This window comes from Leifsonia sp. McL0607, assembly GCF_049993355.1.
In the GTDB taxonomy this organism is placed as follows: domain Bacteria; phylum Actinomycetota; class Actinomycetes; order Actinomycetales; family Microbacteriaceae; genus Leifsonia.
This window is the reverse complement of record NZ_CP188253.1, coordinates 816141-839193: the sequence shown is the minus strand read 5'-3', so window position 1 is coordinate 839193 and position 23053 is coordinate 816141. Positions and strand designations below refer to the sequence as shown.

Below are 23053 nucleotides of genomic sequence, written 5' to 3'. Positions count from 1 at the left end.
CGCCGGGTGTCAGGCCGGCGTGCGCGACGTAGTCCCGGAGCTCCCTAGGTCTGCTGCATCGTGTCGTACGGTCCGATGTGCGTCGCCTCGACGACCCGGCCGCCGGGCAGGGTACCGGGCACGACGTCGCCTGCTGCCGCGATCGGCGCGAACACGGGGAAGCCGGCCTCCACGTCGACGGTGTCCGTCGGCATGCTGTCGTACTTGCCGAACGGCGGACCTGCCGGAAACCGGCCCTGGGCCCGGAGCGCCTCCATGGTGTCCTGGAACGCGCGTGAGAAGAAGGAGGCGAGCTCGCCGGTCGGGACGGTTTGCCGGACCACGGCCGTGGGCTGCTCGGTGTGCTGGGTGATCATGATGTCGGTCATGCCCACAGACTGCGCGGGCTGCACGCTCGGGAGGAGGGCCGAACGTCCCGGCGCGGTCCGGCCACAACCATTCGTTGGGTCTCCACAAGCTATGGCCCCTAGCGGCCCGGCAACGCATCCACCACGCTCGAACCATGCAGTCCGCCCCCGCCCCCACCCTTCCGACCCGCCTCACCGTCCGCGCCGTGGAGGTGGCCCCCGGCGTCGCCATCACCGTCACGATCGCTCTGGCCGCGACCGCGGTCTCCCGAGTGGTCCCGGCGCTCGGCAGCGCGCTGCCCGCGCTGATCATCGGCGTCATCGTGGGCGTCATCCGGCGGCCGGCCGGGCGATTCGCACCGGGGATCGCCTACTCGGGCAAATTCCTGCTCCAGCTGGCAGTCGTACTCCTCGGCGTCCAACTCTCGCTGTCGAGCTTCCTCGTCGTCGGCGTGCAGTCGCTCCCGGTGATGCTGTCGACGCTCGCGGTCTGCCTGCTCGCGGCGTGGCTGGTCGGAAAAGCGCTGCGGATCCCGAGCCGCGAGCGCACGCTCATCGGGGTCGGCACGGGAATTTGCGGGGCGTCCGCCATCGCTGCGGTCTCGCCGATCATCGGGGCGGCGAGCTCCGAGATCGCCTATGCGGTGTCCACGATCTTCCTCTTCAACGCGGTCGCGGTTCTCGTCTTCCCGCTCATCGGCCATGCGCTCGGGATGACACCGCATGCGTTCGGCCTGTTCGCCGGCACCGCGGTGAACGACACGAGCTCGGTGGTGGCGGCGGCGAGCCTGTTCGCGACCTCCGCGCTCGGGTTCGCGGTCGTCGTCAAGCTGGTGCGGACGCTCATGATCGTTCCGATCAGCGTCACCCTCGCAGTCCTCGAGCACCGGAGGCGCAACGCCGGCGCGCCGCTCACCGCCCGGCGGCTGGTGGGGCTGGTGCCGTGGTTCCTGGTCGGCTTCCTGGTCGTGGCGGCGGCGAACTCGGTCGTTCCGATACCGGCCGGGCTGCACGACGCGCTCGTGACGGTCAGCGTCTTCCTGGTGTCGGTCGCGCTCGCCGGGATCGGCCTGTCCACCGACATCGCGGCGATCCGACGGGCCGGCTGGAGGCCGCTCCTGCTCGGCGGGGTGCTGTCGACGCTGGTCGCCGTGACCAGCCTCGTCGTCCTCACCCTGACCGGCCAGCTCTGACGGGGCATCCCCCACCGGCCGGCTCTGACCGCGCGGCCCTGACCGGCCAGCTCTGACCGGCCAGCTCTGACGCACCGTTCAGGAGGCCGCGCCCACGACCTCCAGCAGCCGCCGCACCGCCGACGGCAGGCCCGCGTTGCTGCGTCGCCACACCGCGGTGAGGGGCCGGATGATGCGCAGCTGCCGCACCGGCACCTTCACAAGCGACTCGGCCGCGAGCTGTTCGCGCACGGCGAGGATGCTCAGCACGGCCGGGTGGTCGCCGGCCGCCGCCGTGGCGCGGATCGCGCTCGTCGAGGAGAGCTCCAGCGCGGGGCGCACGGGAGGGTTGCCGGCCGCCGAGACGGCGCGCTCGTAGGCGAGACGGGTGCCGGAGCCGCTCTCCCGCGACACCACGGGCGTGCGCGCGAGCTCCTCGATTGAGACACCGCGCGTGCGGCGCGCCCACGGATGCCCGCGCCCGACGACGACCACCAGCTCGTCCGAGCCGATGGTGGCGTGCTCGAGATCGACCGGGAGCTCCGGCGTCTCGATGAACCCGATGGAGGCCGAGCCGCTGCGCACCGCGGCGGCCACGGCTTCGTTGTTGGCGGCGGTCAGCTCGATGCGCAGGTCGGGGGCCCCGGCGTGCATGGCGGTGAGCCAGCGCGGTGCGAGGTTCTCGGCGATCGTCATGCTGGCCGCGATCCGGAGGCTGACCTGCGACGACTCCCGCAGCGACAGCACGCTCGCGTCGAACCGGTCGGCGGCGTCGAGCACCTCCGCCGCCCACTCGGCGACGAGCCCGCCCGCCTCGGTGGGCCGGGTGCCGTGGGTGCTGCGCACCATCAGCGCGACGCCGAGTTCGCGCTCCAGTGCCGCGAGCCGGGCGGAGGCCGCCTGCTGCGTGACACCGACGGCGCGCGCCGCCTGCGAGACGCTGCCCCGCTCGACCGTCTGCACCAGCAGCCGCAGGCTCAGGATGCTCGGCGCCATGCTCGCCCTCCCCTTCCGCGGCTCACCACTCCTTCATTCTGGGGCAGCGGCCCGCGGCAACCGCACCACGACCTCCGCGCCGCCACCGGCAGCGCCGGCCGCCGACACCGTCCCGCCATGGCGGTCCACGACTTCCGAGACCAACGCCAGTCCGAGCCCGTAATGCCGCTCGTGCCCGTCCCCGCCGGACGCCGCGCGCGTGGAGGCGAACCGGTCGAACGCGCGGCCCTGGTCGGCGAAACCGGGACCGTCGTCCGTCACCGTCAGGACCACCTCGTCGCGCGAGGCCGACACGTCGATGCCGATCCGGGTCGCAGCGTGATCGAGCGCGTTGTCGACCAGCGCAACGATGAGCCGACGCAACGAGACCGGCGCGCCGGTGACCACGGCACCCTCCACCGCGTTCGTCGAAATCGTGATCCCGCGGTCGTGCGCACGCCCTTCGGCCGAGCGCGCCACCACCGCGGCGAGCGAGCCGATGTCGACGCCCTCCGCCTCCGCGCTCTGGCGGGGGTCGGCGGCGGTGAGGAGGTCCTCCACGATCTCGGTCAGCGCCCGGCTGTCGTCGACGATCTCGTCGAGCCCGTCGCGCACGTCGGCGTCCGACACCGACTCGTCGCCGGCGACCAGGCGGCGCCGCAGCAGCTGCGCCCGCGTGCTCAGCAGTGTGAGCGGCGTGCGCAGCTCGTGCCCGGCGTCGGCGACGAACCGGCGCTGCAGCGCCAGCGCCTCCGACATCGGGCGCATGGAGCGGCGGGCGAGAAGGAGGCCGATGCCCGCCGCAGCCACGGTCGCGATGAGACCGGAGACGACGAGCGCGACGAGCAGCCGCGCGAGCTCCTCCTCCTGCTCGCGCAGCCCGTACGAGATCTGCACGACCCGTCCGCGCCGCACGTCCGTCTGCGTCAGGTAGCGCTGGCCGCCGGCGACGACGGTCTCCAGTCGCGAACCGCCGTTCTGGAGGACGTCCTGCAGCGCCTTCTCGTCGGGCAGGCCCTCGGGGAGGTTCGGCGAGCTGCCCCGGCCCTCCGGCATCACCACCGTGATCAGGAGGTCGCGGGGCGCGTCGTGCACCGAGTCGACCATCGAGGCGTCCGCCAGCGCGCGATGGGCGGCCTCGTTCTGTCCGGTGGAGACGACGACGTAGACGACGCCGCCCAGCACCACGAACAGGGCGACGATGATGAGCGCGAACTGCACGGCCAGCCGGGTGGAGGCCGCACGCAGCTCGCGCTCGTCCGCCCTCATTCCAGGCCGCCCAGGCGGTAGCCCACGCCGCGCACGGTCTCGATGAGGGTGCGGCCGAACTTCTTCCGGAGATGGTGCACGTACGTGTCGACCACCCCGGGGTCGTCCGCGTCGGCGAACACCTCGTCGAGCAGCACGCCGCGCGAGAAGACCTGCTCGGGTCGGCGCGCCAGCAACTCGAGGAGGCCGGCCTCCCGGTCGGACAGCGCGATGCGTCCGCCGTCGGCGAGCGTCACGGTGCGACTGCCGACGTCCAGCCTCCCGCCGGGGAACCGCACAGTCGGCACGGTCGACGACGCGCGACGGATCAGGGCACGGACCCGCGCCAGCAGCTCGTCGATGTCGAACGGCTTGGCCAGGTAGTCCTCGGCGCCCGCGTTGAGCCCGTCGACGCGGTCGGGCGCGGTGCCGAGGGCCGACAGGATCAGGACCGGCGTCGTCACGCCGCTGTTGCGCAGCCCGGTCAGCACGCCGAGCCCGTCGACCGCGGGGAGGCCACGGTCGAGCACGACGGCGTCGAACGTCTCGGTGAGGCCGAGGTGCAGCGCGCGCTGTCCGTCGCGGGCGACCTCCACGTCGTACCCGTCGGAGCGCAGCAGCGTCTCGAGCATGCCCGCGAGACGGCTGTCGTCTTCGGCGACGAGAACGCGGGGGCCTTCACGCCCTGATCCACTGCTCATGCCGACGTACCGTTCATGCCCACAGCATAGGAGGCCGCACCGGATCCCTCGGCGCTCACCGGTCGTCCTCCGCCCGCGCGAACGTCAGGTCGCCCACGCCCAGCAGCGTCCCGTCCGCCGCCACCGCCAGAACCGCTCGGGCGCCCTGGCCGAGCGCCCAGCGCACGCCGTGCGGGCCGAGCGCGAACACGGCTGTCGCCAGCAGGTCCGCGGTCGTCAGGTCGTCGGCGACGACCGTCGCGCTGCGCAGGCCGGTCGCCGGCTCGTCCGTGCGCCCGTCGACGATGTGCGTGCCGCGCTCATAGGCGCCCGAGGTCGCCACACCGCCGTCGGTCGCCTCCAGCACGGCCAGCATCCCGGTGGCGCTGTCGGGGGAGCGCACCGCGACGTGCCACGGCCTCCCGTCGCCCGGGCTGCCCGCGACGGCCACGTCGCCGCCGGCGTTGAGGCAGTAGTCTCGGAGGCCGTCCTCGGCGAGCACGCGCGCGGCGCGGTCGGCGGCCCAGCCTTTGACGACGCCGTCGAGATCCCACCGGCCGTCCGGCCGGCGGATGCGGAACGCGCCTCCCGACGCGCCGGCGAGCGTCGAGCCGAGCGCCACGACCTCCCGGAAGTCGTCGCTCACCCCGGCGAGGTCGCCTCCGCGCGCGTTCACGCGGCTGAGCTCGCTATCGGGTCGGTACGCGCTGAAGCGCTCGTCGGCCTCCCGCAGCATCGCGAAAGCGCGCTCGGCGGCAGCCGTCGCGTCCCGCGGATCGCGCAGGTCGATCGACATGGGGATGCCCATGACGGTCTCGAGGAACCTCATCGCTGGTCGATCGCCGACTGCAGCGACTGGATGTAGCCCTCCGACGTGTAGGTCGCGCCCGAGACGGTGTCGATCTGCGCCGACTGCCTCGATAGCGTCTCCTGCTGCAGGATGGGCAGCGCCTGCGAGTTGATCGCGACGTCGCGGCCGCTCTCGCTCGGGTACTGCACGGTGTCGACCGCGGTGATCGTGGTGCCCGAGAACGTCACCTTCACCTGCACGGGTCCGTAGCGCGTGTCGACGGCCGTGCCCGTGACGGTCTTGGCGGCCGATGCGGCTGCAGGGGCAGAGGCGGTCGCACTCGGAGTCGGTGTCGCCGTGGCGCTGGGCGTGCTGGTCGTCGTCGGTGTAGAGGAGGTGGTCGTTCCCGACTCAGAGGTGGACACGTGCACCGAGGTCTGAGCGCTGCCCGCCTGCTCGCCGACCCCGTACAGCTTGAGGCCGACGGTCGCGCCCATGGTCACCAGGATCACGGTGAAGAGGATGGTTCCCCGCCACGCCTTGCTATTCATGAAGACTCCGTTTGTTCATGACATGCTCAGTTCTTCTCGGTGGATGAAGCGCTTGGGCATCCGCAATTCCTTCAGGGACGATTCGACGTGCTCGGCCATGCCCTCCGGCCCGCAGATGAAGGCCTCCCAGTTGTGGGCGTCCGGGATGATCCTCTTCAGGTAGCCGGGGCCGAGCGGGTCGTAGCCGAGCTCGGTGCGCCGGCCGACCAGCGGGTAGACGGTGACACCCGGCATCGAGGTGAGCTCGTTCAGCAGAGCGAGCTGCTCGGGCCGGCTCACCCGGTAGAGCACGATCGGCTGAGCGCCGCGTGCGACCAGGTCCTCCGCGAGGGCGCGGATCGGTCCGATACCGGCGCCGCCGGCGATGAGGAGGATCTTGCCACGGCTCGCGCGGTCGGCGGTGAAGTGGCCGAACGGGCCCTCGGCGAAGACCAGAGTGCCGGGCTTGAGCGCAGCCAGCCGGCTGGAGTGGTCGCCGAGCGTGCCGACGGTGATCCGCAGGCGGTCGTTCGACGGCACGGCCGACACCGAGTACGGGTGCGCCGTGCCGAGGTGCCCCCACGCGACGAACCGGAACAGCAGGAAGTTGCCGGCGCGAACCCCCAGCCGATCGACGTGTGGGCCGGTGAGCCAGACGCTGTTCAGGCCGTGCCCCTCCGGAACGACCGCGGCCACGCGCATCCGGCGCTGCCAGGCGTCGACCGTCGGGAGGATGAAGCGCCAGGTCAGCACGGCGGAGGCGGTGCCGAGGTAGAGGCCGATCCAGAGCACCCGGTTGAGCGGGTTCGACACGAAGTGCGCGCCGGCGCTCAGCTGGTGCAGGAAGGTGAGGAAGATCGCGACGTAGGTGGTGAGGTGCAGCCAGTACCAGACCTCGTACGACAGCTTGGTTCGGATCAGCCGGGCGCTGCTGAGGCCGACGGCGAGGAACGCGATGGTGCCGACGAGCGCGGCGAGCATGTCGGGGTAGGAGGAGTAGACGTTCCAGAACTCGTCCCACGGCGTGGCCTTGTCGACGACCTCCGTGCCCAGCACGATGAAGACGACGTGCACGACGATGAGGAAGATGACGGAGGCGCCGAGCGAGCGATGCCACGAGACCAGCTTGTCGAGCCCGACCGCGCTCTCGAACCAGGGGATCCGGGCGATCAGCAGCACCTGATAGCAGACCAGCAGGGCACCGACCATCCCGCTGAGGTCCCCGATCGAGGTGATCGCGTTCGCCGGGGTGGAGGCGAAGCTCGCGGGGACGCTGAACCACCATATCCCGAGCACCACGACGACGCTGGCCACGAGGACGACCCGCACCGTGCGCGCGCTGCGCCGGTGACGAGTCGCGGTCCCGCGGCGCGGGCGCCGCGCCCGATCCGCGGGCGGGGCCGTCGTCGCGGGCCGGGTCTCTGTCATCCCTCCACCCTGGCGGCCGAATCTTGATGAATTCTTACATCGCCTGAGAACACCCTAAGAACCGGCTATGGACTTGGGGGAGCCGTGCTTGAGGTCGTGTCATACACGGGCTACCATCGATGTATGACGATGGTGAGTCCGCCACAAATTTCCTGTTCTGCCCTGTTTCTAGCTGATCATGCGTCAGTCGAGAGTGGGAAACTCTACGTCAACGGCGGATATTGGAATCGGTTGCAGTTCCCGAGCTTTCCGACGTATTACACGTTCTCGGTTGCAGCGGTTCTCTTGGTCCCTTGGCACGACCACAAGCAGCACGAGTTCTCGATCCATTTCACGACTGCCGACGGTAAACGGGTCGGCGGCGAGCTGTCGGGAAACTTCAGTGCCGGCACCCTACCGGGCGCAAAGGAGGGTGATCCAAGCGTGTTCCCGATCGCAGCGACAATCGGGAACTTCCTGCTGGAACGGTCAGGTGACTATGAAGTCGTCATCGAGGTTGATGGCCAGGCGCTGGACAGATGGTCGTTCGGCGTCTCGCAACAGTTGTCCGCGTTCGGCCACGTCGCCCCGGTGGATGCGTCCAGTATTCCTCCAGCGAAGTAAGGCTCACTTCATGTTCGATCCGTCGCACTTCGATGACATCGAGTGGGACGATCAAGACGATGACGACGGCAATCTGGTGCATTGTTTGCGACACGGTGTCGATGAGGGCGTCGTGGCCGATGTGTTGTGGCAGCGTCCTGTGGAAATCTCGCTCGCCTCGACGATGGCCGATTTCGTTATTGTCGGGCCAGACCGGCACTGGGAGCAGATATGGACCTTGCTGCTGATCGTCTCGCCCACGCGAGGTGATCGGCTTCGTCCGGTCACTGGGTGGCCGGCCACCAGGGCACAGATCGAGCCCTGGGAGCGTGCGACGGGGCTCGCATGGCCCTCCAAGCGTTAACTAGTGAAGATTGGTCAAGATGGTTTCAGAACGAGAAGCGGCGATCAGGGCCGCAGAAGCATCAGCGATGAACGAGGAAGTTCTGGACGCGCGCGAAGTCGAAGGTAAAGAGTTTCGGCAGATGATCTCGCTGCGAATGGAGCCAGCCTTGGTGTCAGCACTCCGAGAACTTGCGGACTCGCGAAATGAGAGCTTGAGCGAGTTACTGCGAGTGGCGGCCGAGCAATTCGTGCGCTCCAACCAGACCCAACGGTTCTATCTCCAGACCACGCAGAGGTGGGAACCGTCGGTGCTGAGCGGGACGTTTGCTGTGAGTTCCGACGCTTCCCGACCCAGTCCGTCCGCTGCACCTGCGGCCGCCGGGTGGAGCTCGTCGTCGGCTGCGTAACGCGCTTGAATGTCGCAGGCCATAACTGATCCCGCTCATCCCCCACCATTGGGGACGCGACTCGGCCAGGGCGTGATCGCTCGACCAGATGCATGCCGCCGCTCGTGGCGAGGAGCGGCGCGCAGGCCCGTCCGCGACTGGGGCGGGTGTCGTCGCCGGCAGTGAGGCGGTACGGCTACGGTTTCGACATGAGCTTCGCTCTGCTCGCGCTCGTGGTGGCCATCGGACTGCTCGGTCCGTTTGCCGCGGCGCGGGCCTCGTGGAGGGTGCCGGCCGTCGTCGGCGAGCTGGCGGGCGGACTTCTCATCGGGACGTCCGGACTCCAGCTCGTCGACCCGACGAACGACGACTTCCAGCTGCTCGCCGAGATCGGCTTCGGGCTCACGATGGTCGTCGTGGGCTCCCAGATCCCCCTGCGCGACCCGGATGTGCGTGCCGCGTTCGTCCGCGGCGCGCTCGGTGCGGGCGCGGTCGGCGCGGCGTCCGCGGTGCTCGCCGCGATCCTCGCCGCGGTGTCCCACTCCGGTCACGGACTCCTCTATGGCGTACTGCTGGCATCGTCGTCCGCGGCGCTCGTGCTGCCGATGCTGCAATCGGTGGGTGTCGGCAAGCGGTCGGCCGCACAGCTCGTCGCGCAGATCGCCGTCGCGGACATCGTGTGCGTCGTCCTCCTCCCGCTCGTCGTGGAGCCGGGGCGGGCTCTCAGCGCCGGCGCAGGCGTTCTCGTCATCGCCGTGATCGCGGCCGCACTGGCGTTGATCCTGGTCCGATTCGGCAACAACGAACGGCGGCGCGCCCTGCACGCCTACTCCGAGCGGCGGCGGTTCGCCGTGGAGCTGCGGCTCAGCCTCCTGGTGTTGTTCTCGTTCGCGGCCATCGCACAGTTCGCGCACCTGTCGATCCTGATCGCGGGCTTCGCGCTCGGTCTCCTGCTGTCGGCCGTGGGGGAGCCGCACCGCCTCGCACGGCAGCTGTTCGGGATGACGGAGGGCTTCTTCGGCCCCCTGTTCTTCGTCTGGCTGGGCGCGTCGCTCGACCTGAGGGCGCTCGTGGATCATCCGGCGATGATCCTGCTCGGGATCGCCCTGGGCGTCGGAGCCGTGCTCGCGCACCTCGCGTCCCGGGCTGCCGGCCTCCCGTGGACGCAGGCGGTGGCCTCGGCCGGCCAGCTCGGCGTGCCGGTCGCAGCCGTCACACTCGGCCTCCAGACCCACGCGCTGGCCCCGGGGGAGGGAAGCGCGATCCTGCTCGGCGCGCTCGTCTGCGTCGCGACCTCCGCCGTCTCGGTCGCAGCGGTCGCGCGGCGGGCGGGAGGCGGGGTACGCGCTACGCCAGGGTCATGAAGAGCTTCTCGAGCTGCCGGGCGGAGCGGTGGTCGTGCACTGCCAGGTCGGTCAGCGCGGACACGCGGCCGCGCGCATCCTCGCCCAGCACGGGTACGACGTGGTCAACCTCGACGGCGGCTACCGCACGTGGGCGGCTGGAGTCGCGACCAGGGCGCGGCAACTCGCCGCGGCCTGAGGCAACGGATAGGAGATCGTCAGCCCCTACCCATGTCACGTAAGAATCCGTCAAGAAATCGCCGCGATGGTGGAGGTGACGACTACGGACGATGAGGAGGACGGATGGCGACCTGGACCCGAGGAAAGCGGATCGTCGGAGTGCTGACGGGCGTGATCGGCGTCGTGAGTGTGACGGCAGCGGGTGCGGTCTCTGCTGTGCTCTTCGCCACCACGCCCACCAAGCACACGGCCGCAGCGCGACCGGTGCAGAGCGGCCAGCCCGTCGCCCCGACGCCCACCGCGGCCCCCTCGTCCACGTCGACGGCGACACCCTCGCCGGCGGCACCGGCACCGGCACCGGCACCGGCGCCCGCGCCCGCCGCGCCCGCCACTCAAGCTCCCGCCGCCCCGGCGCCTGTGCCGGCGGCACCGGCTCCAGCCCCCGCTCCGGTGCAGCCGAGCCAGGGCGGCGGGTCCAGCGGCACATCGTCGGGATCCTGATGCGCCTCACGGCGCTAACGACCGTGACGAGGAGGCCAGGCGATGACTGAACTGCTGTGGGCCTTCGGACGTGCCTCCGGCATGATCGCACTGGTCCTGTTCACCGTGACCCTCGTGCTCGGCATCGTCACCCGTTCCGGCCGCCCGTTGCCGGGGATTCCGCGGTTCTCGGTGTCGCTGGTCCACCGCAATGTGTCGCTGCTCGCCTGCGTCTTCCTCGTGCTGCACGTGGGCACGTTGCTCTTCGACTCGTATGCCAAGCTCTCGGTGCTCGACATCGTGGTGCCCTTCGCCGGGTCGTTCAAGCCGTTCTGGCAGGGGCTGGGAACCGTCGCGTTCGACCTGGTCGTGGCCGTCGTGATCACGGGACTGCTCCGCCGCCGGATCGGTCAGCGCGCCTTCCGCTTCGTCCACTGGTTCACGTACGCCATGTGGCCGATCGCGGTCCTCCACGCCATCGGCAACGGCACGAACGGCACCAGCGGCTGGTTCCTGCTCCTGACCGCCGCCTCGGTCGTCCTCGTGTCGGCCGCCGTGATCTGGCGGCTGTCGACCCGGTTCGTCGAGCACTCGCACACCCGGCGCATCGCCGCGGCATACGCAGACAGGGACGACGTATGACGATGACGGTGGAACCGGCCGCCTCCCGCGCCACGAGTCGCCGGGCGGACGCCCGGCGGCTGTTCGCCGCAGGATCCCACGCGGGGCTCGAGGCGCACCTCCGCGCCTACCGCGAACTGCCGACGCGGAATCCCGAGGCGATGCTCGCCGAACTGGAGGCCGCTGGTCTCACCGGCCGTGGCGGCGCCGCATTCCCGGTGTGGCGCAAGCTCGCCGCCGCCCGAGAGACCGCGGGCGGCCGTCGTGGGCGGGCCCCGATCCTCATCGCGAACGGCACGGAGGGCGAGCCGCTCAGCTCGAAGGACACGGTGCTGCTGCGCAACGCGCCGCACCTCGTGATCGACGGGCTGCTTGCCGCAGCGCGGTCGATCGCCGCGCGCAACGTGCTGATCATCGCGGAGGGCGACGCGCTCCAAGCCGTCGAGGGCGCGATCGGCGAGCGCACCGACGCCCGAAACGTCGAGGTCGTCGAGGGCGCGGATGGCTTCGTCTCCGGCGAGGCGAGCGCGCTCGTCAACCTCATCGAGAACGACGACGCGCGTCCTGTCGACCGCACACGGCGGCTCACGACGTCTGGCCTGCGCGGCCGGCCTACGGTCGTGCAGAACGTGGAGACTCTGGCACACGTGGCCCTGATAGCCCGGCACGGTGCTGCCTGGTTCCGCTCGGTCGGCGACCCCGTCGACCCCGGTACACGCCTCGTGACCGTCACCGGCGACATGCCGAGCGAGGGCGTGTACGAGGTCCGGACCGATGCGACCGTCCGGCAGGTCCTGGGCGCGCTGCGCCCCGACTTCGGCGCGATCAGGGCCGCCCTGATCGGCGGCTACCACGGCGCCTGGGTGCCCGAAAGCGCCTTCGACCTCCCGCTGACCGCTCTGGATCTCGCTCCGTTCGACGCGGCGCCCGGCGCCGGCATCATCCACGTGCTCGGCGACCATCGCTGCGGTCTGTGGGCGACGGCGCGCATCGTGGAGTACCTGGCCGGGCAGAGCGCCCGTCAGTGCGGGCCGTGCATGTTCGGCCTCCCCACCATGGCCGACCGGTTCGACGCGGTTGCCTCGGGGGAGGCGGTCGCCGAGAACGCGGCCGACCTGGCGCGGGTCGCCGGGTTGGCGGGCGCGGATCGTGCCACCACCCCGACGGAACCGCCCGGCTCGTCCGGAGCGCCCTCAGCGTGTTCGAGCGCGACGTGCGCTCGCATGCGCAGCGGCGCTGCGTGCGGAAGGTGCGCTGACCCGTGACGGGCTTCGCGCTGCACATCGACTGGACCCGGTGCGACGGTCGCGGGCTGTGCGCCGAGATCCTCGACCGCGCCCTCACCCGCGACGACTGGGGCTATCCGGTCTCGCTCCGCGGAGAGGAGGGCTCCCGTTCGGATGTGCCCCTGCGCGCCGACGAGTTCGACGCGGCGGCCGACGCCGTCGCACTCTGCCCGGTGTTGGCGCTCAGCCGGGTGGCTCGGTAGTAGTCGCGCCAGATGACCCGGTGCAAGGGGATCCACCGCGGAATCGTCCGCAGGCCCGGGATGAACGGCAGCAGTGCGAGGAGCACGGTCAGCACGCCCATGATCAGGACCACGACGAGGTCCGCGTTCCCCAGGGAGGCGAACGGCTCGACCTGGTAGAAGAACGAGAAGAGCCACAGCCAGGCCTGACCCGGAGTGTTGCCCGTCTCGTTCATCATCCCCCACTGGTCGCCTGTGAGATGCTGCGCGGCCGCGAGGTTCTGGAAGTACTGGCCGTCGCCGAGGAACAGGATCGCGGGCGTGCGGTTCAGCTGGTAGAAGCCGTTCTGGCTCGACAGCGCGCCGTCGAGCGCGCCGCTGCGGGCCATCCCGCTGAGGGAGCCGATGATCGCGGGGACCGGGCCGTAACCGCCCGAGGACGGTCTCGGGAGAGCGGTGCCCTTGTCCGCGGTGAGCGCCTTGGCGTACGCGTCCGTCCAGCGTGCCTGCTGCGCGGGAGTGGCTGCGTTCCAGCGGGCCACAGCTGGCGGGACGGATGGCAGGGTCTGGAGCGGACCGAGCACGAAGGCTTTCGCCGTGTCGATGGGCAGCCGCACGCCCGAGAGGCTCTGCAGGTCGATCGGGCCGAGCGTCTGGGTCGCTCCCGGGGTGTGGTTGTAGGGCGGTCCGTACTGCGCTGTGTCGCTCGTGCCGGCGAGCTCCGCGGTCGCCGTGGAAGCGAAGTCCACGGGGTCGGTAGTCGACCAGGAGGCGAAGGTGACCGACGGCTCGTCCGGCGATCCGAAGACCGCGGCGAGTCCGAGCGTGAGCGCGGCCACCACGATGAAGCCGATCGTGACCTCCTTGAACAGGTCGTAGTCGCGCACGCGGCCGTGCCACGGCCGGCTGACGATGTCGTCGCCGGCCTTCCAGGTCATGCTCGGTACGCGCGTCATCGCGGCTCCTCCGACTCGTTCCCTGCGTGGAGGACCTGGTCGTCGGCCTCCGTCGCGTCGATCGGCGGCACGACGCCGTGCACGCGCACGAGCAGCACGTGCAGCACGACCACCGCGCCGACGCCGATGGGGAGCAGCACGATGTGCCACGCGAACATCTGGCCCAGGTCGGCGACGTCGAACCACGCGCCGATTCCGACGGCGTTGAGGGCGTCCTTGCCCTCGAAAGCGATCCACTGCGAGTCGAAGTTCGTCTGCAGCAGGTACCCCGTGAATGCCGCCGCGATCGAGACAGCGAAGGCGATCACGCCGGTGATCCAGGTGAGCACACGGCCGCCACGCCACGCGGCCATCCAGTACTTGCCCCAGAGATGCACGACCATCAGCAGGAAGAAGAGCTCGACGCTCCACAGGTGCACGCTGTCCGTGAAGTGGCCGATACCGGAGGTGTGATACCAGGCGGGGCCGTTGAGGCTGAGCACGAGCCCGGAGAGGATCACGACACCGAGCGCGGCGAGGGACGCCATCCCGAAGACGTAGATCCACGACGACACGTAGCTCGGCTGATCCTGCGGGAGCAGCTTCTGTGGCGGGAGCCGTCTCAACAGCCAGCGGCGAGCGCGGCCCGTCCAGGTGTAGACCTCCTCCTCCTGCTGCTGCTCGGTGGCGGGGTGCCTGGTCGGCCGCTCCTGGGTGCTCATCGGCGACGCCTCGCCTTCGGAAACGGCAGCAGCAGCGCCAGCGCGAACAGCACGAGCATGACCACGATGACGATCAGGTTGCCGAGCTGGATGGTGTATGCGCCCCAGCCGAGGTAGATGCCCGGTGCGCTTGCGACGAGGTCCACGGGTGCCTCCTGTCCTTTGCATCAGGTTCCCGTGCAGCGCTTCGGGGTGGTGGGCCGAAGGTCCCGTCGCTCGATCAAGCGCCGGCGCAGCATGAGAACGTCGATACGAGGAGGCGTCTCATGTGGGGATGGATGATGGGTGGAGCCCCACTGGGGTGGCTCATCTGGCTGGTCGTGCCGCTGCTGCTCGTCGCTGGTCTCATCGTGCTGCTCGTGCTGACGCTCACGCGTCGCGGCGCTCCGCCCGAGTCGGGGCCCGGCGCACCTGGCGTGCCCCGCGCTCCGAGTGCCCGCGAGATACTCGACCAGCGATACGCGCGCGGGGAGATCGACCACGACGACTACATCCGCCGCAGGGATGAGCTCGGGAGGTCCTGACCGCGGTCACCCGCGTGAGCAGGACTCACCGCCCCGCCTCGAACGACGCCGACGCCGACGACGACTCCGCTACGCGCCAGCGCCTGCTCAGGTCTCCTGTGTGTGACCTTCCTGCTCGGGTTCGCCGGTGACCTCCAGGATCGTGAGCTCGTCGAGCTCCTCCCTGCGGTGGCGGTCGATCCCGAACAGGTAGACGGCGTCGAGCGCGCCGAGCGTGTTGGTCAGCAGCAGGGTGACGAACCACGGCTTGCTGCCGTTCCTGGCCGCGCGCCACAGGGACGCGCCCTTCCAGGCGAGGCTCCAGGCGACGACCGCGACGACCAGCACGCGTCCGGACGGCGGCATGTCGTGCATTCCCATCCGGAATGCTCCGTTGTGGTTTCTCATGCGGTCATTCGACCGCTCGCGGGTGGTGCGCGGCAAGGGTCGAAAGTCCTTACCGGTGTGTGCTAAGGGGGAGCAGGCTCGACTGGGAACCGACGACCGTGAGGAACCGCATGCCGACCGAGATGACCCGCGACGAGATCGATGACCTCCTGAGCACCGGGCTGGTGGGCCGCCTGGGGATGATCGACGGAGAGCAGCCCTATGTGGTCCCGATCTCCTACGCCTACCGCGACGGCGCAGTGTACTGTCACAGCGCTCAAGGCCGGAAGGTGCAGTTGCTGCGCGCGCAGCCCGAGGTGTGCTTCGAGGTGGACGAGCTCGATCACATCGATCGCTGGCGCAGCGTGATCGCCTGGGGACGGTTCGAGCAGCTCGTCGGCGCAGAGGCCAAGCGAGCCACCGAACTCCTCGTCGACCGCTTCCGCCCGCTCGTCCCCGTCGACGCGGACGGTCATCAGGGAGCCGAACTCGGGATGATGCGCACGCTGGACATCCCACGGCTTCCCGACGCGCAGGCCACGCTCGGCCGCCCTGCCACTGCCGCCGTGGTGTTCCGGGTCAACCTCCACACCGTGACCGGGCGCCGGGAGGGCGAGTGGTGAACGTGGTGGCCGACGGGCGAACCGTGGTGGGCTTCGACGGCTCACCATCGGCGTGGCGCGCGCTGGACTGGGCGACCGACCGGGTGGCCCAGCGCGGTGGGATCCTGGAGGTGGTGCACGCGATCGACACGCGTCTCGGCGGTGCGATGTTCGGCCCGCGGTTTGATCTCGAGACCACCGTCGAGGTCGAGTTGCGCCAGGCGACAGAGCACGTGCGCGCGACAGCGCCCGACGTGGCGGTCGAGGCTCGCTGGGTCGAAGGGCCGCCGGCGAGCGCCCTTCTGCGGGAGTCCGGCACGGCGACTCTGCTCGTCGTCGGAACCGACAAGCGCCCCGACCGACCGGGAACGCGGATCGGGACCCTCCCGCTGAAGCTCGCCGCGAAGTCGGAGTGTCCTGTCGCGGTCATCCCCGACTCGCCGCAACCGGAGCGCAACGTGGTCGTCGTCGGGGTGGACCGCTCCGGCTTCGCCCGCTCCGCTCTCGCGCTAGCTGTAGTTCCCCGTGAGGTTGTGAACGCGGGCTGAGGGGACGAGGCCGCCGATTCCGGTGTGGGGTCTGTGGTGATTGTAGTGATGGAGCCAGGTGTCGTAGGTTGCGGCTCTGGCTTCGTCGCTGAGGTAGGCGTGCGCGTAGGCCCACTCGGTGGCCAGGGTGCGGTTGAATCGTTCGACTTTCCCGTTGGTCTGCGGCCGGTAGGGGCGCGTGCGCCGGTGCTTGACTCTCGTGCCGAGAGCGTCGGCGAACAGTTTCGACCGGTAGCACGCACCGTTGTCGGTCATGACCGCGGTGACGGTGATCCCAGCGGCGGTGAAGAACGCGTTGGCGCGCAGCCAGAATCCGGCGGCGGTCTCTTTGCGCTCATCGTTCAGGATCTCCGAGTAGGCCAGCCTGGAGTGGTCATCGATAGCGTGATGCAGGAACGCATAGCCGCGGCCGCGGTGCCGGGACGGTGCTGCTGCCCGCCCCAGGACTCGGTGGCCACCACCATCGGGGATGCGGCCGAGCTTCTTGATATCGACATGGACCAGCTGGCCGGGGCGAGCGTGCTCATAACGGACAGCCCTCGGTTTGCGGATAGGGAGCCCGGTCGCTTGATCGAGGTGGTGCAGTAGCGGCATCCGATACCGGGCCAGCACCCTGCCCACGGTGGAACGGGGAACACCGAGGTGGTAGCTGATCCGATGCGGACCCCACCGCCACCTGAACCGCAACGCCACGATCCGGCGCTCCAACCGGGCCGGACACCGATTCGGGGACGAGTGCGGGCGGGAGGGTCGGTCGGTCATCGGCAAGCCTGCGCGTGCCCGATCGACCCACCGTTTCGCCGTCGCGGGCGAGCACTGGAACCGTTCCGCCACCCGCCGCAATGACCACCCGCGCTCCAGAACCAGCTCGACCAGCCGTCGACGCCCTTCCGGCGTCAACGGTGCATTAGCGTGAGTCACGAAGACCTCCGTTGGCTAGATGTGAGTGTGGTAACCCACATCCTCCACGGAGGCCTTCGCTCACCTCAACCGTTCACAACGTGTCGGGGAACTACAGCTAGCGGTCACGGAGGCGAGTTGGCGGGGAGCGCAGATCGAGGCCGTTCACGCCTGGGACGTGCCTGAGGCGTTGCAGCGGGCGCTCGACTCGGGCGAGCAGACCGACCCCGCGTTCCTCGAACGCGAGCAGGCGGTGATCCCGGAGGCGGTCGCGGACGTCCCGATCGCCAAGCCGGCGTCGATCACGCCGATCGTGGTGCGGCAGAACCCCGCGGCCGCACTCGTCGAGCACGGCGCCGGAGCCGCGGCCATCGTGGTCGGGACCCGCGGCCGGGGTCGGCTCCTCGCCTCCCTGCTCGGCTCGGTCAGCCACGACGTGCTGCTGAACCTGCCGTGCCCGGTGCTGGTCACGCCCAAGGACTACGCGTTCGTCGTGCCGAGGACGGCCGACGAAGAAGACTGGTGCGAGGAACGCGCCTTCTTCGAGGGGTCGAGATCGAAGCGCTGCACGAACTCGTCGCGCCTGCTCCGGCTGACGCCGCCCCTGGGCCGGCTCGCCTTCTCACCTCGTATCGTGGTCGTGGGCGGCGTGCTCCGTCCGATCGCGGGCGACCGACGGCCGGCCGTCCGAATTCGACTTGGGCAGTTGCAGCCCGATGATGATGATCGCGATCGCAACGGAGGTGGTGATGATCACCATCCCGACCGTGAGGATGAACACGATGGCACCTTCCCGTTCCTGCAGTGAGGGATTCGATCTACGGCTGCTGTGGCGGCTCCCCGGTCACGACCGGCTGTGATAAGGGCGCCGGCTGCACTGCTTCCGGCCGGGACATTGGGCGCCAGGGCTGCTGCCGGTAGATCTCCAAGAGCTCGGCGCCGAGCCCGAAGAACACCATCGCCAGCCAGACCAGGATGTTGAGCAGCGGGATCTGCAACGCAACGATCAGGATCAGACCGCCGACGAACGACTGGAGCACCGGGTGGTGGGTGTCGCGGATGACGAGCCGCCCGAGGTAGTGGGCGCTGACCAGGAACGTCGCGAGCGTCAGCACGATCCACAGCAGCAGACCGGCGAGTGCGAGCGGTGCGCCGACGATGGTCACGAGCAGGATCAGCAGTCCGATCGGGACGACGATGGCCGCGACGAACCCTACCAGGAGCGCGCGCCACGGGGAGGGCAGGAGCCGGTCGGTGACACGCTGCAGCGTGCGCGGGACGAGCAGGCCCGCAGCGACCGTGATGAGGCTGAGCGCTACGACCGCATAGAGGAGGCCGAGGAACCAGCCCAGCACGACCGCCCAGGGCGAGATCTCCGGTCGGGACGACTGCTGGGGCTGGATGTGCTGCACACTTCCGCCGACGGCCCCGTCCGCGATGTGGGCGGTGTTGCTGCTGGAGTACGTCACGTCGCCGCCGACCGTCCCGTCGATGCTGAGGTCGTTCGCGCTGACCACGAGGTCTCTGCCGACATGGCCGGCGATCCGGATCGTGCTCGCTGTCGCGACGACGTCTTTGCCGATGGACCCTTGACCATCGACGACGAGGTTGGAGGCGAAGATGGTGCCGCTTCGGGCGACGTCGCCGGTGATCGTGACAGCCTGTGCCGCCAGCCGGACGTTGCCGTCGACATGGCCGCTGATGGTGATCGTCTGCGCCGCCGCGATCACGTCGCCGGTGACATCGCCGCCGATGGTGATCGTCTGTGCGGCGGCGTAGACGTCGCCGTCGACGGAGTTGGGGATGTCGACGGTGACGCCGCTGTAGAAGTGCGGGCCGCCTCCGCCTGAGGTCTGGGCGGCTGGGGAGGCGGCAGCGCCTCCGAGAGCCAGGCCGAGGAATCCGGCTACGGCCAGAGCGGCAGCGAACCGGAGAGCGTGCGAGCGAATGTTCATTTCAGAATCCCCCTGAGACTCTGCCCACCGTGTGGACACGGCCCGCCATGCGGAGACCGCACTAACAGGATGGTGAGTGGACTAGCTGCGGCAGTAGGGTCCTTGGTCCCCTCCCGCGACGTCAAAAGAGCACCAGCCCCAGGCCGATCAGCAGGAGGGCCGACAGCAGCCAGACGACCCACGTCCGCCCTCGGCGCGGTTGCGGAGGCGAGGCGGTCATCGGCTGTGGCAGGCGACGTCGTCGAGTATCACGCCCTCAGTGAAGTCGACGGCGGAGCGGGCCGGCAGGTCGAAGGGCCTGTGGATCGCGCCGGGTGACCTTCGGCCCTGCGGCACAGGACAGTGGGTGATGGATCGTCGCGCGCATGAGCTACCCTCAGACGGCTACGGCCCCGATCCTGACCCTGACCGTGAATCCGGCTCTGGACATCAGCACGTCGACCGCGCACGTCGTCGCCGAGCACAAGCTGCGCTGCAGCACGAGCCGCCTGGCGCCCGGCGGCGGGGGAGTCAACGTGTCCCGGGTGGTGCGACGTCTCGGAGGGCGGACCCTCGCGATCTACACGGCGGGCGGCCCCATCGGGGAGGCCTACCGCCGCCTGGTCGAGGACGAGCGTGTGCCCGGCGTGGTCGTTCCGATCCGGGGCAGCACCCGCGAGAGCTTCACTGTCGACGACACGTCGAACGGCTCGCAGTTCCGGTTCGTACTCGAGGGGCCGGAGTTGAGCGAGGACGAATGGCGGTCGTGCCTGGACTACGTCGCGCAGGGCGTGGTGCCGGGCGGTTTCGTCGTCGCGAGCGGCAGCCTCCCACCCGGGGTGCCCGACGACTTCTACGCGCGAGTCGTCCGCTCGGCCCGGGACGGCGGTGCACGGTGCGTCGTCGACTCGACCGGGGCGGCCCTGGCGGAGGCGCTCGCCGAAGGAACGTTCCTCGTCGCGCCGAGCCGACGGGAGCTGGAGGCGCACGTCGGCGCCGCCCTCGACAGCGAGCAGAGCCGGCTGGAGGCCGCCGTCCCTGATCCACGCCGGTGCTGCGGAGTATGTGGCCCTCACGCTCGGGGCGGAAGGGGCGGTGCTCGCCTCGCGCGACGCGACGTACCGGCTGTCCGCCCCCGCCGTCGAGGCGGTCAGCAGTGTCGGCGCGGGTGACAGCTTCCTCGGCGGGTTCGTCCTCCGGATGGCCCAGGGTCGCCCGGTCGAGGAGGCGTTCCGCACGGCGGTCGCCGCCGGCACCGCGGCGGTGACGACTCCGGCCTCCGAACTCTGTCGACGAGCGGACGTCGAGTGGCTGGAGGCCGGACTGCCGGCGGACGCGGGCCGAAAGTCCCTGTAGGCGGTGCCGCCCCGAACGTAGCGTGGGCGCGGGCGGTCCGGCACGGGAAAGGGCGGCCGATGTCGAGAGGGAGTGGGTCGATGGACGACTTCGTGGTGTGGTTCGAGGACGTCGGAATGCACGACGTGCCGCGCGTCGGCGGCAAGAACTCCTCCCTCGGCGAGATGATCCGGGGCCTCGCCGCCGAGGGCATCCGCGTCCCCGACGGGTTCGCCTCCACAGCGGCCGCCTATCGCGCCTTCGTCGCGGCGAACGGGATCGAGCAGGCGATGCGCGACAGACTCCGCAGCTACCGGGAGGGCACGGCGACCCTGCGCGAGACCGGCGAAGCGCTCCGCGAGCTCTTCCTGGCGGGCGAGTTCCCGCAGGAGATCAGCGACGTCATCGTCGCGAGCTACCGAGAGCTCTCCGAACGCGCCGGCACACCGGCGCTCGCGGTCGCGGTCCGCAGCAGCGCCACCGCGGAGGACCTCCCGGAAGCGAGCTTCGCCGGCGCGCAGGAGACCTTCCTCAATGTGGTCGGCGAGCGGGAACTGCTGGCCGCCTGCCGACGCTGCTACGCGTCGCTCTTCACCGACCGTGCGATCAGCTATCGGGAGGTCAAGGGCTTCGACCATCTCGACGTCGCGCTGTCGATCGGTGTTCAGCGGATGGTGCGCTCCGACCTGGGCGGCTCCGGGGTGATGTTCTCCATCGACACCGACACCGGGTTCCCGCGGGTGGCGGTCATCAGCGCCGCGTGGGGCCTCGGCGAAATGGTGGTGCAGGGCGCCGTCGATCCGGACCGCTATCTCGTCTTCAAGCCGTTGCTCGATCGGCCGGACACCGCACCGATCATCGAGCGGACCCTCGGGGCGAAGGCCCGCACGATGGTCTACAGCCAGGGCGGGACGGAGCGCACCCGGATCATCGACACGCCCGCGCGCAAACGGCACGCGTTCGTCCTCAGCGACGACGAGATCTTCGAGCTGGCTCGCTGGGCAGTGCTCGTCGAGAAGCACTACGGACGGCCCATGGACATGGAGTGGGCACGCGACGGAGCCGGGGGAGCGCTGTACCTGGTCCAGCCTGGCCCGAGACCGTCCAGGCGATCAAGACCGGGACGGAGTTCACGGAGCACCACCTGACCGAGAAAGGCGAACTGCTCCTCTCGGGCGCGGCCATCGGGGACTCGATCGCGACCGGCACCGCCTGCGTCATCCGCGACGCAGCGCAGATCGCGGACTTCCAGGACGGGGCGGTGCTCGTGGCCGAGATGACCGACCCGGACTGGGTCTCGATCATGAGCCGGGCCTCCGGCATCATCACAGATCATGGAGGGGCGACGAGCCACGCGGCCATCGTCAGCCGCGAGCTGGGCATCCCGGCCGTCGTGGGGACAGGGAATGCGACCGAGACGCTCACCGACGGCCAGGCCGTCACCCTGTCATGCGCAGAAGGAGATGTCGGCCACGTCTACGACGGCATCCTGGGTCACGAGAGCACCGTCATCGATCTGCGGCGGATCCCGGCCACCCGGACGAGGGTGATGGTCAACGTCGCGAGCCCGGAGGCCGCCTTCCGATGGTGGCGGCTGCCAGCGGCGGGCGTGGGCCTGGCGCGCATGGAGTTCATCGTCAACAACCTGATCAGCGTCCACCCGATGGCGCTCGTCCATCCCGACCGGGTGACGGACGAGCGCGCTCGCCGCCGAATCCGCGTGTTGACCTCGGGGTTCGACGACCTCAAGGAGTACTTCGTCGAGACGTTGGCGCGAGGCCTCGCCAAGCTGGCCGCCCCCTACCACCCGCACGACGTGATCGTGCGGCTGAGCGACTTCAAGGCGAACGAGTATGCGCACCTCATCGGAGGCGAGGCGTTCGAGAGCCCGGAGGAGAACCCGATGCTCGGGTTCCGGGGCGCCTCGCGCTACTACGACCCCCGCTACCGTGAGGCGTTCGCGCTCGAGTGCGAGGCGTTGAAGCGGGCGCGCGAACGGATCGGGTTCGCCAACATCATCGTCATGGTCCCGTTCTGCCGTACGCCGGGCGAGGCGGATCGTGTGCTCGACGAGATGGCGAAGAACGGTCTCGTGCGCGGCGAGAGCGACCTGCAGGTCTACATGATGTGCGAGATCCCGTCGAACGTGATCCGCGCGACGGAGTTCGCCGCCCGTTTCGACGGGTTCTCGATCGGCTCCAACGATCTCACGCAACTCGTCCTCGGGGTGGATCGCGACTCCGCGCAGCTCGCCGCGTTGTTCGACGAACGCGACGCCGCGGTCGAGTGGATGATCGCGGAGGCCATCCGGAAGGCCCACGAGGCCGGCATCAAGATCGGAATCTGCGGTCAAGGGCCGAGCGACCACGCCGACTTCGCGGAGTTCCTCGTCGCGCAGGGCATCGACTCGATCTCCCTCAACCCGGACAGCTTCCTGCGGACGATCGAGCACGTGGCGGCCGCGGAGGCGTCGCTCGTTCTCCCCGCGGCTGAATTGCAGCGTCCCTGAAGACGGCGAGATCGACTTCGAGACCGTCCTCGTCGCACCTCGAACGTGCGGCCGTGTTTTGAAAGACTAAAGAGATAATCCTAGGCCTGTTGCTTCACATTCT

26 protein-coding genes and 3 pseudogenes are annotated in these 23053 nt (G+C 69.9%); 17 read left to right on the top strand and 12 right to left on the bottom strand.

The features are described 5' to 3' along the window. Positions 1-44: 44 nt before the first annotated feature. The gene (locus ACPPVW_RS04130) at positions 45-368 is read right to left on the bottom strand and encodes a GyrI-like domain-containing protein (RefSeq protein WP_426625270.1); all 324 of its coding nucleotides are present in this window, start codon (positions 366-368) and stop codon (positions 45-47) included. Between the two features lie 134 nt (positions 369-502). On the opposite strand from ACPPVW_RS04130, the gene ACPPVW_RS04125 reads away from it, so the two are divergent. Next, positions 503-1540, top strand: a complete 1038-nt coding sequence (locus ACPPVW_RS04125) for a YeiH family protein (protein WP_426625269.1) — start codon at positions 503-505, stop codon at positions 1538-1540. Between the two features lie 78 nt (positions 1541-1618). Here ACPPVW_RS04125 and ACPPVW_RS04120 read toward each other — a convergent pair whose 3' ends face one another. From ACPPVW_RS04120 to ACPPVW_RS04095, 6 genes are read right to left on the bottom strand one after another with little or no spacing between them, the layout of a single operon-like run. Beyond that, entirely contained in the window at positions 1619-2515 is an 897-nt protein-coding gene (locus tag ACPPVW_RS04120) for a LysR family transcriptional regulator (protein WP_426625268.1), read from the bottom strand. 33 nt (positions 2516-2548) lie between these two features. Further along, positions 2549-3763, bottom strand: coding sequence for a sensor histidine kinase (locus ACPPVW_RS04115; protein WP_426625267.1), 1215 nt, complete (start codon positions 3761-3763; stop codon positions 2549-2551). Beyond that, positions 3760-4443 carry a response regulator transcription factor gene (locus tag ACPPVW_RS04110; RefSeq protein WP_426625266.1) on the bottom strand — a complete coding sequence of 228 codons (684 nt, stop codon included), beginning with the start codon at positions 4441-4443 and terminating at the stop codon, positions 3760-3762. The genes ACPPVW_RS04115 and ACPPVW_RS04110 overlap by 4 nt, the downstream gene beginning before the upstream one ends. A gap of 55 nt (positions 4444-4498) precedes the next feature. Beyond that, positions 4499-5251 carry an FAD:protein FMN transferase gene (locus tag ACPPVW_RS04105; protein ID WP_426625265.1) on the bottom strand — a complete coding sequence of 251 codons (753 nt, stop codon included), beginning with the start codon at positions 5249-5251 and terminating at the stop codon, positions 4499-4501. After that, positions 5248-5763: an FMN-binding protein gene (locus ACPPVW_RS04100; RefSeq protein WP_426625264.1), complete on the bottom strand. Its 516-nt coding sequence runs from the start codon at positions 5761-5763 to the stop codon at positions 5248-5250. The genes ACPPVW_RS04105 and ACPPVW_RS04100 overlap by 4 nt, the downstream gene beginning before the upstream one ends. A 15-nt stretch (positions 5764-5778) precedes the next feature. After that, entirely contained in the window at positions 5779-7170 is a 1392-nt protein-coding gene (locus ACPPVW_RS04095; RefSeq protein ID WP_426625263.1) for a ferredoxin reductase family protein, read from the bottom strand. A gap of 123 nt (positions 7171-7293) precedes the next feature. On the opposite strand from ACPPVW_RS04095, the gene ACPPVW_RS04090 reads away from it, so the two are divergent. The 9 genes and pseudogenes from ACPPVW_RS04090 to ACPPVW_RS04050 all read left to right on the top strand — a co-directional run bounded on the left by ACPPVW_RS04090 (position 7294) and on the right by ACPPVW_RS04050 (position 12596). After that, a complete protein-coding gene (locus tag ACPPVW_RS04090) occupies positions 7294-7773 on the top strand; it encodes a DUF6941 family protein (RefSeq protein WP_426625262.1) in 480 nt (159 codons plus the stop codon). Between the two features lie 10 nt (positions 7774-7783). Beyond that, entirely contained in the window at positions 7784-8116 is a 333-nt protein-coding gene (locus tag ACPPVW_RS04085) for a hypothetical protein (protein ID WP_426625261.1), read from the top strand. Positions 8117-8135: 19 nt separating this feature from the next. Beyond that, the gene (locus ACPPVW_RS04080; protein WP_426625260.1) at positions 8136-8504 is read left to right on the top strand and encodes a ribbon-helix-helix protein, CopG family; all 369 of its coding nucleotides are present in this window, start codon (positions 8136-8138) and stop codon (positions 8502-8504) included. A gap of 188 nt (positions 8505-8692) precedes the next feature. Continuing rightward, on the top strand, positions 8693-9847 hold the full coding sequence (locus ACPPVW_RS04075; RefSeq protein WP_426625259.1) for a cation:proton antiporter: 1155 nt from the start codon (positions 8693-8695) through the stop codon (positions 9845-9847). 10 nt (positions 9848-9857) lie between these two features. Next, positions 9858-10025, top strand: a pseudogene (locus ACPPVW_RS04070) (rhodanese-like domain-containing protein); the annotation flags it as partial. 104 nt (positions 10026-10129) lie between these two features. Further along, on the top strand, positions 10130-10507 hold the full coding sequence (locus ACPPVW_RS04065) for a hypothetical protein (protein ID WP_426625258.1): 378 nt from the start codon (positions 10130-10132) through the stop codon (positions 10505-10507). A 42-nt stretch (positions 10508-10549) separates the two neighbouring features. Beyond that, complete coding sequence (locus ACPPVW_RS04060) at positions 10550-11128, top strand: ferric reductase-like transmembrane domain-containing protein (RefSeq protein ID WP_426625257.1); 579 nt, start codon at positions 10550-10552, stop codon at positions 11126-11128. Continuing rightward, entirely contained in the window at positions 11125-12372 is a 1248-nt protein-coding gene (locus ACPPVW_RS04055; RefSeq protein WP_426625256.1) for an NADH-ubiquinone oxidoreductase-F iron-sulfur binding region domain-containing protein, read from the top strand. The genes ACPPVW_RS04060 and ACPPVW_RS04055 overlap by 4 nt, the downstream gene beginning before the upstream one ends. After that, positions 12369-12596, top strand: coding sequence for a ferredoxin (locus ACPPVW_RS04050; RefSeq protein ID WP_426625255.1), 228 nt, complete (start codon positions 12369-12371; stop codon positions 12594-12596). The genes ACPPVW_RS04055 and ACPPVW_RS04050 overlap by 4 nt, the downstream gene beginning before the upstream one ends. A gap of 931 nt (positions 12597-13527) precedes the next feature. On the opposite strand, the gene ACPPVW_RS04045 is transcribed toward ACPPVW_RS04050, so the two are convergent. Both ACPPVW_RS04045 and ACPPVW_RS04040 read right to left on the bottom strand, forming a co-directional pair. Next, positions 13528-14232: a cytochrome b N-terminal domain-containing protein gene (locus tag ACPPVW_RS04045; protein WP_426625254.1), complete on the bottom strand. Its 705-nt coding sequence runs from the start codon at positions 14230-14232 to the stop codon at positions 13528-13530. Then, the gene (locus tag ACPPVW_RS04040; protein WP_426625253.1) at positions 14229-14378 is read right to left on the bottom strand and encodes a hypothetical protein; all 150 of its coding nucleotides are present in this window, start codon (positions 14376-14378) and stop codon (positions 14229-14231) included. The genes ACPPVW_RS04045 and ACPPVW_RS04040 overlap by 4 nt, the downstream gene beginning before the upstream one ends. Positions 14379-14498: 120 nt before the next feature. Here ACPPVW_RS04040 and ACPPVW_RS04035 point away from each other — a divergent pair, with 120 nt between their 5' ends. Then, the gene (locus ACPPVW_RS04035; RefSeq protein WP_426625252.1) at positions 14499-14756 is read left to right on the top strand and encodes an SHOCT domain-containing protein; all 258 of its coding nucleotides are present in this window, start codon (positions 14499-14501) and stop codon (positions 14754-14756) included. A gap of 87 nt (positions 14757-14843) precedes the next feature. On the opposite strand, the gene ACPPVW_RS04030 is transcribed toward ACPPVW_RS04035, so the two are convergent. Next, the gene (locus tag ACPPVW_RS04030) at positions 14844-15143 is read right to left on the bottom strand and encodes a DUF5652 family protein (RefSeq protein WP_426625251.1); all 300 of its coding nucleotides are present in this window, start codon (positions 15141-15143) and stop codon (positions 14844-14846) included. Between the two features lie 110 nt (positions 15144-15253). Here ACPPVW_RS04030 and ACPPVW_RS04025 point away from each other — a divergent pair, with 110 nt between their 5' ends. Both ACPPVW_RS04025 and ACPPVW_RS04020 read left to right on the top strand, forming a co-directional pair. Next, a complete protein-coding gene (locus ACPPVW_RS04025) occupies positions 15254-15745 on the top strand; it encodes a pyridoxamine 5'-phosphate oxidase family protein (RefSeq protein ID WP_426625250.1) in 492 nt (163 codons plus the stop codon). Then, the gene (locus ACPPVW_RS04020; protein ID WP_426625249.1) at positions 15739-16272 is read left to right on the top strand and encodes a universal stress protein; all 534 of its coding nucleotides are present in this window, start codon (positions 15739-15741) and stop codon (positions 16270-16272) included. Before ACPPVW_RS04025 ends, ACPPVW_RS04020 begins: the two co-directional genes overlap by 7 nt. Here ACPPVW_RS04020 and ACPPVW_RS04015 read toward each other — a convergent pair. Beyond that, positions 16234-17193, bottom strand: a complete 960-nt coding sequence (locus ACPPVW_RS04015) for an IS481 family transposase (RefSeq protein WP_426623129.1) — start codon at positions 17191-17193, stop codon at positions 16234-16236. The genes ACPPVW_RS04020 and ACPPVW_RS04015 overlap by 39 nt on opposite strands. Before the next feature lie 103 nt (positions 17194-17296). Between ACPPVW_RS04015 and ACPPVW_RS04010 the strand changes: the two are divergent. Then, positions 17297-17980 (top strand): annotated as a pseudogene (locus ACPPVW_RS04010) (universal stress protein); the annotation flags it as partial. A gap of 10 nt (positions 17981-17990) precedes the next feature. Here the strand turns inward: ACPPVW_RS04010 and ACPPVW_RS04005 are convergent. After that, positions 17991-19127, bottom strand: coding sequence for a hypothetical protein (locus ACPPVW_RS04005; RefSeq protein WP_426625248.1), 1137 nt, complete (start codon positions 19125-19127; stop codon positions 17991-17993). Between the two features lie 365 nt (positions 19128-19492). On the opposite strand from ACPPVW_RS04005, the gene ACPPVW_RS04000 reads away from it, so the two are divergent. The 3 genes and pseudogenes from ACPPVW_RS04000 (at position 19493) to ppsA (ending at position 22950) form a co-directional block, all read left to right on the top strand. Next, positions 19493-20278: a 1-phosphofructokinase family hexose kinase gene (locus ACPPVW_RS04000; RefSeq protein ID WP_426625247.1), complete on the top strand. Its 786-nt coding sequence runs from the start codon at positions 19493-19495 to the stop codon at positions 20276-20278. Then, positions 20172-20462, top strand: coding sequence for a PfkB family carbohydrate kinase (locus ACPPVW_RS03995; RefSeq protein ID WP_426625246.1), 291 nt, complete (start codon positions 20172-20174; stop codon positions 20460-20462). Before ACPPVW_RS04000 ends, ACPPVW_RS03995 begins: the two co-directional genes overlap by 107 nt. 80 nt (positions 20463-20542) lie before the next feature. Then, a pseudogene (ppsA, locus tag ACPPVW_RS03990) lies at positions 20543-22950 on the top strand (phosphoenolpyruvate synthase). Positions 22951-23053: the final 103 nt, after the last annotated feature.

Bases quoted from the DNA above. Each gene is read 5' to 3' on its own strand.
- ACPPVW_RS04115 (WP_426625267.1), bottom strand. From the start codon at position 3,763: ATGAGGGCGGACGAGCGCGAGCTGCGTGCGGCCTCCACCCGGCTGGCC.
- ACPPVW_RS04030 (WP_426625251.1), bottom strand. From the start codon at position 15,143: ATGAGAAACCACAACGGAGCATTCCGGATGGGAATGCACGACATGCCG.
- ACPPVW_RS04105 (WP_426625265.1), bottom strand. From the start codon at position 5,251: ATGAGGTTCCTCGAGACCGTCATGGGCATCCCCATGTCGATCGACCTG.
- ACPPVW_RS04065 (WP_426625258.1), top strand. From the start codon at position 10,130: ATGGCGACCTGGACCCGAGGAAAGCGGATCGTCGGAGTGCTGACGGGC.
- ACPPVW_RS04080 (WP_426625260.1), top strand. From the start codon at position 8,136: ATGGTTTCAGAACGAGAAGCGGCGATCAGGGCCGCAGAAGCATCAGCG.
- ACPPVW_RS04130 (WP_426625270.1), bottom strand. From the start codon at position 368: ATGACCGACATCATGATCACCCAGCACACCGAGCAGCCCACGGCCGTG.
- ACPPVW_RS04035 (WP_426625252.1), top strand. From the start codon at position 14,499: ATGTGGGGATGGATGATGGGTGGAGCCCCACTGGGGTGGCTCATCTGG.
- ACPPVW_RS04085 (WP_426625261.1), top strand. From the start codon at position 7,784: ATGTTCGATCCGTCGCACTTCGATGACATCGAGTGGGACGATCAAGAC.
- ACPPVW_RS04075 (WP_426625259.1), top strand. From the start codon at position 8,693: ATGAGCTTCGCTCTGCTCGCGCTCGTGGTGGCCATCGGACTGCTCGGT.
- ACPPVW_RS04090 (WP_426625262.1), top strand. From the start codon at position 7,294: ATGACGATGGTGAGTCCGCCACAAATTTCCTGTTCTGCCCTGTTTCTA.
- ACPPVW_RS04055 (WP_426625256.1), top strand. From the start codon at position 11,125: ATGACGATGACGGTGGAACCGGCCGCCTCCCGCGCCACGAGTCGCCGG.
- ACPPVW_RS04095 (WP_426625263.1), bottom strand. From the start codon at position 7,170: ATGACAGAGACCCGGCCCGCGACGACGGCCCCGCCCGCGGATCGGGCG.
- ACPPVW_RS04125 (WP_426625269.1), top strand. From the start codon at position 503: ATGCAGTCCGCCCCCGCCCCCACCCTTCCGACCCGCCTCACCGTCCGC.
- ACPPVW_RS04000 (WP_426625247.1), top strand. From the start codon at position 19,493: ATGAGCTACCCTCAGACGGCTACGGCCCCGATCCTGACCCTGACCGTG.
- ACPPVW_RS04120 (WP_426625268.1), bottom strand. From the start codon at position 2,515: ATGGCGCCGAGCATCCTGAGCCTGCGGCTGCTGGTGCAGACGGTCGAG.
- ACPPVW_RS04045 (WP_426625254.1), bottom strand. From the start codon at position 14,232: ATGAGCACCCAGGAGCGGCCGACCAGGCACCCCGCCACCGAGCAGCAG.
- ACPPVW_RS04060 (WP_426625257.1), top strand. From the start codon at position 10,550: ATGACTGAACTGCTGTGGGCCTTCGGACGTGCCTCCGGCATGATCGCA.
- ACPPVW_RS04025 (WP_426625250.1), top strand. From the start codon at position 15,254: ATGCCGACCGAGATGACCCGCGACGAGATCGATGACCTCCTGAGCACC.
- ACPPVW_RS04100 (WP_426625264.1), bottom strand. From the start codon at position 5,763: ATGAATAGCAAGGCGTGGCGGGGAACCATCCTCTTCACCGTGATCCTG.
- ACPPVW_RS04005 (WP_426625248.1), bottom strand. From the start codon at position 19,127: ATGAACATTCGCTCGCACGCTCTCCGGTTCGCTGCCGCTCTGGCCGTA.
- ACPPVW_RS04110 (WP_426625266.1), bottom strand. From the start codon at position 4,443: ATGAGCAGTGGATCAGGGCGTGAAGGCCCCCGCGTTCTCGTCGCCGAA.